Origin of the sequence: Sphingomonas citri (assembly GCF_019429485.1) — a bacterium.
In the GTDB taxonomy this organism is placed as follows: domain Bacteria; phylum Pseudomonadota; class Alphaproteobacteria; order Sphingomonadales; family Sphingomonadaceae; genus Sphingomonas; species Sphingomonas citri.
On the sequence record NZ_JAHXZN010000001.1, the window covers coordinates 172,812 to 185,104 of the forward strand.

The 12,293-nt window shown below is 71.2% G+C and carries 12 protein-coding genes; 8 read left to right on the forward strand and 4 right to left on the reverse strand.

What is annotated here, in order from left to right:
* The first annotated feature begins 134 nt into the window (after positions 1–134).
* The 4 genes from KZ820_RS00870 (at position 135) to KZ820_RS00885 (ending at position 3,085) form a co-directional block, all read left to right on the forward strand.
* On the forward strand, positions 135–1,589 hold the full coding sequence (locus KZ820_RS00870; RefSeq protein ID WP_219746851.1) for a leucyl aminopeptidase: 1,455 nt from the start codon (positions 135–137) through the stop codon (positions 1,587–1,589).
* Between the two features lie 32 nt (positions 1,590–1,621).
* On the forward strand, positions 1,622–2,062 hold the full coding sequence (locus tag KZ820_RS00875; protein ID WP_219748031.1) for a DNA polymerase III subunit chi: 441 nt from the start codon (positions 1,622–1,624) through the stop codon (positions 2,060–2,062).
* 74 nt (positions 2,063–2,136) lie between these two features.
* Positions 2,137–2,559 (forward strand): nucleoside-diphosphate kinase, encoded by a 423-nt coding sequence (gene ndk, locus KZ820_RS00880; RefSeq protein ID WP_132907906.1) that lies wholly within the window; start codon positions 2,137–2,139, stop codon positions 2,557–2,559.
* Position 2,560: 1 nt separating this feature from the next.
* Positions 2,561–3,085 carry a GNAT family N-acetyltransferase gene (locus tag KZ820_RS00885; RefSeq protein ID WP_219746852.1) on the forward strand — a complete coding sequence of 175 codons (525 nt, stop codon included), beginning with the start codon at positions 2,561–2,563 and terminating at the stop codon, positions 3,083–3,085.
* A gap of 201 nt (positions 3,086–3,286) precedes the next feature.
* On the opposite strand, the gene purN is transcribed toward KZ820_RS00885, so the two are convergent.
* Together purN and purM are read right to left on the reverse strand one after the other, a co-directional pair.
* Positions 3,287–3,868, reverse strand: coding sequence for a phosphoribosylglycinamide formyltransferase (gene purN / locus KZ820_RS00890; protein ID WP_219746853.1), 582 nt, complete (start codon positions 3,866–3,868; stop codon positions 3,287–3,289).
* Complete coding sequence (gene purM, locus KZ820_RS00895) at positions 3,865–4,956, reverse strand: phosphoribosylformylglycinamidine cyclo-ligase (RefSeq protein WP_219746854.1); 1,092 nt, start codon at positions 4,954–4,956, stop codon at positions 3,865–3,867. Before purM ends, purN begins: the two co-directional genes overlap by 4 nt.
* A 63-nt stretch (positions 4,957–5,019) precedes the next feature.
* Between purM and KZ820_RS00900 the strand changes: the two genes are divergently transcribed.
* The 4 genes from KZ820_RS00900 to KZ820_RS00915 are packed head-to-tail and all read left to right on the forward strand — an operon-like array spanning position 5,020 to position 10,554.
* The gene (locus tag KZ820_RS00900; protein ID WP_219746855.1) at positions 5,020–6,264 is read left to right on the forward strand and encodes a heavy-metal-associated domain-containing protein; all 1,245 of its coding nucleotides are present in this window, start codon (positions 5,020–5,022) and stop codon (positions 6,262–6,264) included.
* The gene (locus tag KZ820_RS00905; protein WP_219746856.1) at positions 6,261–6,881 is read left to right on the forward strand and encodes an HdaA/DnaA family protein; all 621 of its coding nucleotides are present in this window, start codon (positions 6,261–6,263) and stop codon (positions 6,879–6,881) included. Before KZ820_RS00900 ends, KZ820_RS00905 begins: the two co-directional genes overlap by 4 nt.
* Positions 6,878–9,058 (forward strand): RNA degradosome polyphosphate kinase, encoded by a 2,181-nt coding sequence (locus KZ820_RS00910; protein WP_219746857.1) that lies wholly within the window; start codon positions 6,878–6,880, stop codon positions 9,056–9,058. Before KZ820_RS00905 ends, KZ820_RS00910 begins: the two co-directional genes overlap by 4 nt.
* A gap of 5 nt (positions 9,059–9,063) precedes the next feature.
* The gene (locus tag KZ820_RS00915; RefSeq protein WP_258047807.1) at positions 9,064–10,554 is read left to right on the forward strand and encodes a Ppx/GppA family phosphatase; all 1,491 of its coding nucleotides are present in this window, start codon (positions 9,064–9,066) and stop codon (positions 10,552–10,554) included.
* A gap of 207 nt (positions 10,555–10,761) precedes the next feature.
* Here KZ820_RS00915 and KZ820_RS00920 read toward each other — a convergent pair whose 3' ends face one another.
* Both KZ820_RS00920 and rnd read right to left on the reverse strand, forming a co-directional pair.
* On the reverse strand, positions 10,762–11,073 hold the full coding sequence (locus KZ820_RS00920; RefSeq protein ID WP_219746858.1) for an I78 family peptidase inhibitor: 312 nt from the start codon (positions 11,071–11,073) through the stop codon (positions 10,762–10,764).
* A complete protein-coding gene (rnd, locus tag KZ820_RS00925) occupies positions 11,070–12,245 on the reverse strand; it encodes a ribonuclease D (RefSeq protein WP_219746859.1) in 1,176 nt (391 codons plus the stop codon). The genes KZ820_RS00920 and rnd overlap by 4 nt, the downstream gene beginning before the upstream one ends.
* Positions 12,246–12,293: the final 48 nt, after the last annotated feature.

The window sequence follows — 12,293 nt, forward strand, 5'->3', positions numbered from 1 at the left end:
TGCACCCCCGCGCGCGCGGCCGGGATGGCGACGGCGCAACGCCGCCCTATCGCATCGCACAGGCGCGGCTGCAACGCTTTGCCAGTTCACGCGCTCGGCCCTATTCAACGCGCATGATCGAGAAGGACAGTCGCATGAAGATCGCGTTCGCCGCCACCCGCCCCGACACCGCCCTCGCCGCGGGCGAGGTGCTGGCGCTGCCGGTACAGAAGGGTGGCGGCACCGCCGGGCTGGTCGATGAGGCCGACCCGCTGCTCGCCGCGGCCGCCGCGGGCCAGCGCTTCGATGGCGAGGCGGGCAGCGTCGCCGAGCTGTTCGTCCCCGCGGAGGGCGGCGCACGGCGCGTTCTGCTCCTTGGGGTCGGAACTGGCGATGACGCCGGCTACGAGCGCGCCGGCGGCGCCCTGACGGCGCGGCTGCTCACCAGCGGAGTCACCGCCGCCGTGGCCGACCTCGGCGCCGCCGCGCCGCTGGCGGCGGCGCGCTTCGCGGCGGGCGCGGCGCAGCGCGCATGGCGCTTCGACGAGTATCGCACCAAGCTCGCGGACAAGCAGAAACCCAGCCTGGCCTCGCTCACGGTCGTGGGAAGCGACGCGGCGTGGCGCGACCGCGCCGCGGTGACCGACGGCGTCGCGCTCGCCCGCCTGCTCGCCACGCTGCCGCCCAACATCCTCTACCCGGAGACCTTCGTCGAGCGCGTGCTTTCCGCGGTTGACGGCCTCGGGCTGGAGGCGACGGTGCTGACTGAGGCGGAGATGCGCGACCTCGGCATGGGCGCGCTTCTCGGCGTCAGCCAGGGCTCGGCGCGCGACGCCCGCATCCTCGCGCTGCGCTGGACGGGGGCAGGCGAGGGCGCACCGCTCACCGCGCTGGTCGGGAAGGGTGTCACCTTCGACACCGGCGGCATCTCGATCAAGCCGGCCGCCGGTATGGAGGACATGAAGTGGGACATGGGCGGCGCCGCGGCGGTGGCGGGCGCGATGCTCGCGCTGGCCAAGCGCGGCGCCAAGGCCAATGTCATCGGCGTGATGGGGCTGGTCGAGAACATGCCCGACGGCAACGCGCAACGGCCGGGTGACGTCGTTACCACCATGTCGGGCCAGACCGTCGAGGTGATCAACACCGACGCGGAAGGGCGGCTGGTGCTGTGCGACTGCCTGACCTGGGTGCAGCGCGAGCACAAGCCGACGCGGATCGTCGACCTCGCGACGCTGACCGGCGCGATGATCGTCAGCCTCGGCAACGAGTATGGCGGTCTCTTCAGCAACGACGACGCGCTGGCCGACGCGCTGCTCGCCGCCGGGCGCGCCTCGGGCGACCAACTGTGGCGCTTCCCGCTCGCCGACGCCTACGACCGGCTGATCGACTCGCCGATCGCCGACGTGAAGAACGTCGGCCCGCGCGGCGCCGGCTCGATCACCGCGGCGCAGTTCCTCCAGCGCTTCGTCGAGACGGGCGTCGCCTGGGCGCACCTCGACATCGCTGGCATGGTCTGGGCCGACAAGGACGGCCCAACCTGGGCCAAGGGCGCGACCGGCTATGGCGTGCGCGTGCTTGACCGCTTCGTCGCGGACGCCTGCGAGGCGTGAGCGCGGTGGCGGGCGACCCGAGCGAGCGGACGGTGCAGGTGGACTTCTACCATCTGACCCGCATGCCGCTCGAGCGCGCGCTGCCGCAGGTGGCCGAGAAAGTGGTGGCGAACGGCGCGCGGCTGCTGATCGTCGCCGCCGAGGAGGCGCAGCGGCTGGCGCTCGATCGGCTGCTGTGGAGCTACACGCCCGCCAGTTTCCTGCCGCACGCGCGGCTGGGCGAGGGCGACGACCAGCGCCAGCCGGTGCTGATCGCGGAGACGCTCGATGCCGCCAACGGCGCGCGTCACGTCGCGCTGGTCGACGGGGAGTGGCGCGACGATGCGCTCGACTTCGATCGCGTGTTCCACTTCTTCGCCGAGGATCAGATCGCTCCCGCGCGCGCGGCATGGAAGGCGCTGGCGGAGCGCCCCGGCGTTGCGCGGCGCTACTGGAAACAGAACGAGAGCGGGCGCTGGGAGCAGGCGGCGTAGCGCTTGCCTCGCGCCGCGCCCCCGCCTAGGGGAGCGCCACTTCCCTTATCTATCAGCAGGAGCCCGTGACCGTCATGGCCGCGAACCGTACCTTCTCGATCATCAAGCCCGACGCGACGCGTCGCAACCTGACCGGCGCCGTCACCAAGATGCTGGAGGAGGCGGGGCTCCGCGTCGTCGCGTCCAAGCGCATCCAGATGACCAAGGAGCAGGCCGAGGGCTTCTACGCCGTCCACAAGGAGCGGCCTTTCTTCGGTGACCTGGTCAGCTTCATGATCTCGGGTCCGGTGGTCGTCCAGGTGCTCGAGGGCGAGAACGCCGTACAGCGCAACCGCGACATCATGGGCGCGACCAACCCCGAGAACGCCGCCCCCGGCACGATCCGCAAGGAGCTGGCCGAGTCGATCGAGGCGAACTCGGTGCACGGTTCGGACTCTGACGAGAATGCCGCGATCGAGATCGCCTATTTCTTCAAGCCCGAAGAGATCGTCGGCTGAGATGACGACGTCGGCGTGGCGTCTGCGTCGCGCCGGGGCCGAGGATACGGACGCGCTCGCGCTGGTCGCGGGCGCGACCTTCCTCGAGGCGTTCGCGGGCGTGCTCGATGGCACGGACATCGTCGCCCATGTTGGGCGCAATAGCAGCGCGGCGGCGTTCGCGCGCTATCTCGCCGCGGGCGCGATCGCGACGCTGGCCGAGATCGAGCCCGGCGCGGCGCCGGTGGGCTACACGCTGCTGACCGCACCGGACCTGCCAGTGGCGCCGGAGCAGGGTGATATCGAGCTCAAGCGGATCTACGCGCTGGCGCCGTATCATGGCACAGGATTGGGCGCGGCACTGATCGCGCGAGCGCTCGTCGACGCGCTAGACATGAAATGCGCCCGTGTGCTGCTTGGCGTGTATGGCGGCAACCGGCGCGCGCATGCCTTCTACGAGAAGCACGGCTTCTCGGTGGTGGGCGAACGCCGCTTCCTGGTCGGCGCGACCTGGCACGATGATCGCGTCTACGGGCGGGCGGTGTAGTGGGCGCTAGACCCCACGCAGGAGCGTGATCGCGGGCGTCACCCCCATCGAGTGACGTCCTCTGAACTACTCAGTATCCACCGTACCGCGAACACCTTGGCACCTGGGGGTGCGGACGGGTAAATCCTGAGACGAGCTCAGCATGACGCTAGCGAGGAGAAATGGTCGTCATCTCTCACGGCCGTCCGCGCCCCGCGCCGCTCAACCCTCCCGCCACGTTCCCTCGCGCACGAAGCGCGCCAGCACCTCGGGGTACAGCCGGTGCTCCGCCGACAGCACCCGCTCGGCGAGCGTATCGGGCGTGTCGCCCGGCTCGATCGGCACCTCCGCCTGTCCGAGCACCGCGCCGCCGTCGAGTTCCTCGGTGACGACATGGACCGAGCAGCCAGCGACCGCGTCACCCGCCGCGATCGCGCGCGCGTGCGTGTCGAGCCCCTTGTACTTGGGCAGCAGCGAGGGATGGATGTTGATGATCCTCCCGCGCCAGCGCGTGACGAGATCGTCCGACAGCAGGCGCATATACCCCGCCAGGGCGATCACCTCGACCCCTGCCTCGCGCAGCGCCGCGTCGAGCGCCGCCTCATAGGCAGGCTTGCCGATCCCGCGCGGCGACAGCGCGAAGGTCGCCAGCCCCTGCTCGCGCGCCCAGGCGAGCCCCGCCGCCTCGGGCTTGTCCGAGGCGACCAGCGCGATCTCATAGGCATCGCCCGCCGCCGCGGCGAGCGAGCGCATGTTCGACCCCCGGCCCGAGACCAGCACCGCGACCCGCACCGTTGCACTCATGCGCGGTGGGTCGCGATCCAGTCGGCGCGCGCGCTCCACGTCTCGGTCGAGCCCGAGACGGTGCAGCCGCGCTCGCCCGCCTCAATCCGTCCGATCGCGTGGACCGTCTCGCCCGCCGCGCGTAGCGCCGCGGCGACGGCGTCGGCCTGATCCGCCGCGACCACCACCGCCATGCCGATGCCGCAGTTGAAGGTGCGCGCCATCTCCTCGGGCTCGATCGCGCCCTGCGCCTGCAGGAATGCCATCAGCCGCGGCTGCTCCCAGGCGTCGGCGTCGACCATCGCGTGCGTGCCGGCGGGCAGCACGCGCGGGATGTTCTCGAGCAACCCGCCGCCGGTGATATGCGCGAGGCCCTTGATCCGGTGCGCGCGCAGCAGCGGCAGCAGGCTCGCGACGTAGATACGCGTCGGGACCATCAGGTGATCGACCAGCAGCTTGTCGGGATCGAACAAGGCCGGTCGGTCGAGCTTCCACGCCTTGTCGACGGCGAGTCGACGCACCAGCGAGAAGCCGTTGGAGTGAACGCCCGACGAAGCGAGCCCGAGGATGACGTCGCCCGACGCGATCGTGGTGCCGGTGAGCACGTCGCCGCGCTCGACCGCGCCGACGCAGAAGCCGGCGAGATCATAATCACCCTCGGCGTACATGCCCGGCATCTCCGCGGTCTCGCCGCCGATCAGCGCGCAGCCGGCGATGCGGCAGCCCTCCGCGATCGAGGCGACGACTCGCTCCGCGACCGTGGTGTCGAGCCGACCGGTCGCGTAATAGTCGAGGAAGAACAATGGCTCAGCGCCCTGCACGACGAGATCGTTGGCACACATCGCCACAAGGTCGATGCCCACGCCCTCGTGCCGCTGCCACTCGATCGCGAGCTTCAGCTTGGTGCCGACCCCGTCATTGGCAGCGACCAGCAGCGGGTCGGTGAAGCCGGCCGCGCGCAGGTCGAAGAAGCCGCCGAAGCCGCCCAGGTCGGCGTCGGCGCCCGGCCGACGGGTCGCGCGGGCGAGCGGGGCGATGGCGCGAACCAGCGCGTTGCCGGCCGCGATCGAGACGCCGGCCTGCTCGTAGGTGTAACCTTCGTTGCTCATGGCGACGCGCCTAGCCACATCGCGCTTGGATTTCCACGCCTGCTTCGCCAAAAGACGCGCGACATGCGCCGCCTCCCCGTCATCATCGCCGCCGTGGCCGCGAGCGCGCTCGGCGCCGCCGCGGTCGTCGCGCAGATCGAGGGCGGCGACCGTGGCGTCGCCGCCGTGGACAGTTCGGACGATTTCGAGGTCAGCGGCGTGCGCGTCGACGTCTCGGGGCCCAACGCCGAGGCGGCGCGGCTCGCCGGCTGGCGCGAGGCGCAGCGCAAGGGCTTCACTCAACTCGCGCAGCGGCTCGGCGCGGGCGAGCGGACGCTACCCGACGGCGCGCTCGACTCGATCGTGTCCAGCATCGTCGTCGAGCAGGAGCAGATCGGGCCCAACCGCTATCTCGCGCGACTCGGCCTGCTGTTCGACCGCGCGCGCACTGCGGCGCTGCTCGGCGTGTCGGCCTATGTCGAGCGTTCGCCGCCCTTCGTCGTCGTGCCGGTGCAATGGGCGACGGGGGTGGGCACCGCGTTCGAGCAGCGTACGCTCTGGCAGGAAGCGTGGGCGCGCTTCCGCACCGGCGGCAGCACGATCGACTATGTACGGCCGAGCGGCACGGGGCCTGACCCGCTGCTGCTCAACGTCGGCGAGACGCAGCGCCCCGACCGCGGCTGGTGGCGCGCCGTGCTCGACCAATATGGCGCGAGCGACGTGCTGATGCCGACCGCGCGGCTGACGCGGCAGTGGCCGGGCGGGCCGGTGGTGGGCAGCTTCGAGGCGCGCTACGGCCCCGATCATCGTCTGCTGCGGGGCTTCACGCTGCGCGTTGGCAGCGCGCGCGGCATACCCGCGCTACTCGACGAGGCGGTGCGGCGACTGGACACCATCTACCAGGAGGCGTTGCGCGGCGGCGCGCTCGACCCGGACAGCGGGCTCAACCCGATCATGCCCGAGGCGACGCCGACGCCGATCGATCTCACCGACACATTCGCCGACCTCACCGCGCCGACGGCGATCGCCAGCAGCATCACGGTGCAGTTCGACACGCCCGACGCGGGCGCGGTGACCGGCACCGAGGGCGCGCTGCGCGGCGTCCCCGGCGTGAGCGCGGCGGCGACGACCAGCCTCGCGCTCGGCGGCGTCTCGCTGATGGCGGTGAGCTACGCCGGCACGCCCGAGTCCTTCCGTGCCGCGATGGAGGCGCGCGGCTGGCAGGTATTCGGCAGCGGCACGACGCTGCGGATCCGGCGCGCGCCGCCCGGTGCCGCGCCAACGCCGACCGAGCCCGCCGCCGCGCCGCCGCGCGGACCGGCGGGATGAGCCAGTTCGCGCTGCCGCTGGCGTTGCCCATCGACGCGCGCGACGCCGAGTTCCTCGTCACCGATTCCAACGCCGCCGCGGTGCGGCTGCTCGACCACTGGGCCACCTGGCCGGTGCGTACCGCGATCATCGCCGGACCGCCGCGCTCGGGCCGCACGTTGCTAGGGCAGATCTTCGCCGCGCGCTCGGGCGGTCGTCTCATCGACGATGCCGAGACCCGCGACGAGGAGGCGCTGTTCCACGCCTGGAACCGCGCGCAGGACGAACGTCGCCCGCTGCTGCTGCTCGCCGCGGCGCTGCCGCCCGACTGGGCGATCGCGCTGCCCGACCTGCGCACGCGCCTCGCCGCCAGCCCGGCGGCGACGATCGGCGCGCCCGACGACGCGCTGGTGCGCGCGCTGTTCGAGCGGGGCTTCGCGCGCCGTCACCTCGACGCGCGACCCGACTTGATCGCCTGGCTCGCCGCGCGGGTCGAGCGGAGTCATGCCGCTGTCATCGATGCTATAGAGAGACTGGATCGCGCCGCACTGGCGGGTCGGCGCCGGTTGTCGATCCCGCTGGCGCGCGAAACCCTCCAGCCCGACGCGGCGTTCACCGCGCAGAGCGACCAGCAATGACCCGACCCACCACCATCGCCCGCATCGACGCCGAGGACGTGCTCGACGATCCGTTCGTCGATCGCGACGGCGGGCGCTACTTCAACCGTGAGCTGTCGTGGCTGTCGTTCAACCGTCGCGTGCTCGACGAGGCCTGCAACCGCGCGCATCCGCTGCTCGAGCGGCTCCGCTTCCTCGCCATCTCGGGCGCCAACCTCGACGAATTCTTCATGGTGCGCGTCGCCGGACTGAAGGGGCAGCAGCTCCAGGACGTCGAGGCGCGCTCGGCCGACGGGCTGACTCCGGGCCAGCAACTCGCCGCGATCGTAGAAGAGGCGGATTCGCTGATGGCGAGCCAGCAGGCGGTGTGGCGCGACATCCGCGCCGAGCTGGCCGAGGCCGGTATCGCGGTGCTCGGCAGCCATGCGCTCGCCGCCGCTCTGGACGCCGAGCAGCAGGCATGGCTCGAGACGCATTTTCACGAGCAGCTCTTCCCGGTGATCACGCCGCAGGCGCTCGACCCGGCGCACCCGTTCCCGTTCCTGCCCAATCGCGGCATGGCGGTGATGTTCGACCTGATGCGCCGCTCGGACCAGGAGCCGATCCGCGAGCTGGTGATGCTGCCGCCCGGCATGCCGCGCTTCGTCCGCGTGCCCGGCGAGGGCGCGCGCTACGTCGCCACCGAGTCGATCCTCAAGCGTTTCGCACCCGCGCTCTTCCCCGGCTACGACGTGCTCGGCGCCGCGGAATTCCGGCTGCTCCGCGACAGCGACATCGAGATCGAGGAGGAGGCGGAGGACCTCGTCCGCTACTTCGCCAACGCGATCAAACGCCGGCGCCGCGGCCGCGTGATCCGGCTCGAGCTGGAGACGGGCATGCCCGACACGCTCGCCGCGGTGCTGCGCGACGAGCTCGGCGGGGCCGACGCGATCGTCACGGAGACCGGGTCGTTCCTCGGCATCGGCGACCTGTCGCTGCTCGCCGACGAGGATCGACCCGACCTCAAGTTCGTCCCCTTCACGCCGCGCTTCCCCGAGCGGATCCGTGAGTTCGGCGGCGACTGTTTCGCCGCGATCCGCTCCAAGGACATCGTCGTCCACCACCCGTACGAGACGTTCGACGTGGTGCTCGCCTTCCTCAAGCAGGCGGCGAACGACCCCGACGTGGTCGCGATCAAGCAGACTCTGTATCGCGCGGGCAAGCAATCGGCGGTGATCAGCGCGCTGATCGCCGCGGCCGAGGCGGGCAAGTCGGTCACCGCGGTGGTGGAGCTGAAGGCGCGCTTCGACGAGGAACAGAACCTGCAATGGGCGAGCGCGCTGGAACGCGCCGGCGTGCAGGTCGTCTACGGCTTCATTGACTGGAAAACGCACGCCAAGGTGGCGATGGTGGTGCGGCGCGAGAACGGCAAGTTCCGCACCTACTGCCATTTCGGCACCGGCAACTACCATCCGGTGACGGCCCGGATCTACACCGACCTGAGCTTCTTCACCGCCGACCCGCGGGTGGGGCGCGACGCGGCGCGGCTGTTCAACTACATCACCGGCTATGTCGAGCCGGGCGACATGGAGAAAGTCGTGCTCAGCCCGCGCGACCTGCGCGAGCGGCTGATGCGCGACATCGACGGTGAGATCGCGCACGCGCGCGCCGGCCGCCCCGCCGCGGTCTGGGCCAAGATGAACTCGCTGGTCGACCCGACGATCATCGAGAAGCTGTACGAGGCGAGCAACGCCGGGGTGGAGATCGACCTGATCGTCAGGGGCATCTGCTGCCTCAAGCCGCGCGTGCCCGGCATGTCCGAGAACATCCGCGTCAAGTCAGTGGTCGGCCGCTTTCTCGAGCACAGCCGCATCGCCGCCTTCGGCAACGGCGCCGCGCTGCCCAACGACGACGCGCTGGTCTATATCTCGTCCGCCGACTGGATGCCGCGCAACTTCGATCGACGCGTCGAATATCTGCTGCCGATCGACAACGAGACGGTCCACGACCAGGTGCTCGACCAGGTCATGGTCGCCAATCTGATCGACAATGAGCAGAGCTGGGAATTACAGCCCGACGGCAGCTATGAGCGCGTCGAGCCGGGGGACAAGCCGTTCAACCTGCACCGCTATTTCATGGTCAATCCGTCACTGTCGGGGCGCGGCGCGGCGCTCGACGGTGACGAGGTGCCGGTGCTGTCGCTGAGGCGGCGGCGTTGAGGCTGTTGCCGACGCGCCGTGTGCGGCGCACGCCGGAAGTAGGCGGGGATGAGCCGCCGCGCACCGCCATCATCGACATCGGCTCGAACTCGATCCGCCTCGTGGTCTATCAGGGGCCGCCGCGGCTGCCCTCGATCCTGTTCAACGAGAAGGTCCTCGCCGGCCTCGGGCGCAGCCTGGCGCAGTCGGGCGCGATCGACGCGCAGGCGATGGCGACCGCGCGTGTCGCGCTCCAGCGCTTCGCCGGGCTGGCGCGCGAGATGGAGGTGACCCGGCTGCGCACCGTGGCCACCGCGGCGGTGCGTGACGCCGCGAACGGCGCCGAGCTGATCGCGATGGCCGAGGCGGCGGGGCTCAGCGTCGAGACATTGCCGGGCGAGAAGGAAGCCGAGGCGGCAGGCCTGGGCGTACTGTCGGGCATCCCCGACGCCGACGGGATCGTCGGCGACCTGGGCGGCGGCAGCCTCGAGCTGGTCCGCGTGCGCGCCGGCGCGCTGCACGAGCGCGCCTCTTTCCCGCTCGGCGTGCTGCGGATCGGCGCGCTACGCGAGAAGAACCAGCTCGACAAGAAGGTGGGCGCGCTGCTCGACGCGGGCGGCTGGACCGGGTCGGGGCGAGGGACGCCGCTCTATCTCGTCGGCGGCTCGTGGCGGTCGCTGGCGCGGCTCGACATGGTGGTGACGCATTACCTGCTGCCGGTGATCCATCAGTACAGCATGTCGGCGGACACGATCGCGCGGCTGCGGCGCACGCTGGCGCACGTCAACAAGGCGCGGCTGCGCGAGATCCCCGGCATCTCGGGGGGGCGCGTGCCGACCCTGGGCGACGCCGCCGCGCTGCTCGCCGCGGTGCTGCGCCATCTCGGGAGCACGCAGACGATTGTCTCGGCCTATGGGCTGCGCGAGGGATTGCTCTACGACGAGCTCAGCGTCGAGGAGCGCGCGCTCGATCCCTTGGTAGTGGCGGCGCGCGAGGAGGGACGCGTGAGCGGGCGCTTTCCCGAGCACGGCGACCTGCTCGATGCCTGGATCGCGCCGCTCTTCGCCGATGAGGAGGCCGGCGACGCGCGGTTGCGCACCGCGGCCTGCCACCTCGCCGACGTGGGCTGGCGTGCCAATCCCGATTTCCGGGCCGAGCGCGGTCTGGAGATCGCGCTTCACGGCAATTGGGTCGGGATCGACGCGCGCGGCCGCGCGATGCTGGGCCAGGCGTTGTGGACCGGCATGGGCGGCGCCGCCACCCCGCCGCCGCCGCTGACGCTGCTAGCGGACGAGCCGTCGCTGAAGCGCGCGGCGGCGTGGGGCACCGCGATGCGGCTGGGGCAGCGGCTCAGCGGCGGCGTGGCGGGACCGCTGGCGCGCTCGTCGCTGCGGGTCGAGGCCGGGGAGTTGCTAGTGACGCTGCCGGGCGACGACGCCGCGCTGTACGGCGAGACGGTGCAGAAGCGGCACAGGGCGCTGGCGCAGGCGCTGGGATTGCAGCCGCGATTGGGGTGAGGGCGGCTGTGGGCGCGTGGCGCCTTCTCCCATCACCCACTAGCGCCATTCTGAACTCGCTTCAGGATCCACCCGTCCGCGTACCCAGCGGCCACTGAGTGAGCGGCACCGTGGATCCCGGACCAAGTCCGGGATGACGGCATTAGGGAACGTGCTAGCGAGCCCTCAACCCTCAGCTATCAGCCCTCCGCCTTTGTTCCTCAGCTCTCAGCCGCAGCTCAGCTTGACGATCGCCCCGTCGGCGTCGGTCTCCACGTTCAGTCGGTCGGCGCGATAGTCCATCGTCACCGCGTCACCGGTAGCGTAGCGCCGCACCGTGCGCGCGCCGCTCAGCCGCTGCGCTTCCGCCGCCGACGCATCGGCCGCGCGCCCGACCAATGCCGCCGCGGCGCCGGCGTCACAGCGCGTGCCCGGCACCTCACCGCCCAGAACCGGCGTCGCAGCGACCGGCGCCGCCGCCCTGGGCGCGCAGCCCGCCAGCGCGACCAGCACGACCGACACGACCGCCACCCGGCTCATGCCGCCGCCTCCGTCCGCGTCATCTTGAGCTTGCCGCCCTGCACCGCGAAGCCGAGCCGTCCCTCGACCAGGTCGAGGGCGTCATGGCCGAACTGGTCGTAGCGCCAGCCCTGCAGCATCTGCAGCCCGTTGCGCTGCCCCGCCGCGAGCGCCTCGAGCTCGTCGCCGCGCGCGAGCAGCCGCGGCGCGACGTCGATGTCGCGTGCGCGGATCTTGAGCAGCAGCTTGAGCAGGTCCGCCACCAGCGCGCCCTCGCGCCCGAGCCCGGGCTTACGGTCCTCGCGCGGCGGCAGCTCGGCGTCGGGCAGCGGCCCCGCCGACTCGATCGCCGCCATCAGCCGCGCGCCGATGTCGTTGCCCGCCCAGGTCTGCGACAGGCCGCGCACCTTGGCGAGATCGACCTGCTTGCGCGGCGGGTGGCTGGCGAGATCGGCGATCGTCTCGTCCTTGACGATGCGGCCGCGCGGCAGGTCCTTGGCCTGCGCCTCCAGCTCGCGCCAGCGCGCGATCGCCTTGAGCCGGCCGAGCACCTCGGGCTTGCGGCTCGACACGCGGACGCGCTTCCACGCCACGTCGGGGTCGTTGGCATAATTGGCCGGGTCGGCGAGCCGCTCCATCTCCTGGTCGAGCCACGCCCCGCGCCCGGTCTTGCGCAGCCGCTCCAGCATCTTGGGGAAGATCTTGGCGAGATGCGTGACGTCGCCGATGGCATATTCGATCTGGCGCGCGTCGAGCGGGCGGCGTGCCCAGTCGGTGAAGCGCGCGCCCTTGTCGACCGAGATGCCGAGCCAGCTGTCGACCAGGTTGGAATAGCCGATCTGTTCGCCCTGGCCGAGCGCCATCGCCGCCACCTGCGTGTCGAACAAGGGGTGCGGGGTCTTGCCGGTGAGATTGTAGATGATCTCGATGTCCTGCCCGCCGGCGTGGAACACCTTGAGCACGTCCTCATTGTCGACCAGCAGCGCGAGCAGCGGCGCGAGGTCGATGCCCGGCGCCATCGGGTCGATCGCGGCGGCCTCCTCGGTGTCGGCGATCTGGATCAGGCAGAGCTCCGGGTAATAGGTGCTCTCGCGCATGAACTCGGTGTCGACCATCACGTACGGCGCCTCGCTGAGGCGGGTGCAGAGATTGGCCAGCGTCGCGCTGTCGGTGATCAGGGGGTGAACGTGCATAAGCGCCTGCCCATAGCCGGGCAGGCGCGGGTTGACAAAGAGGGTAAT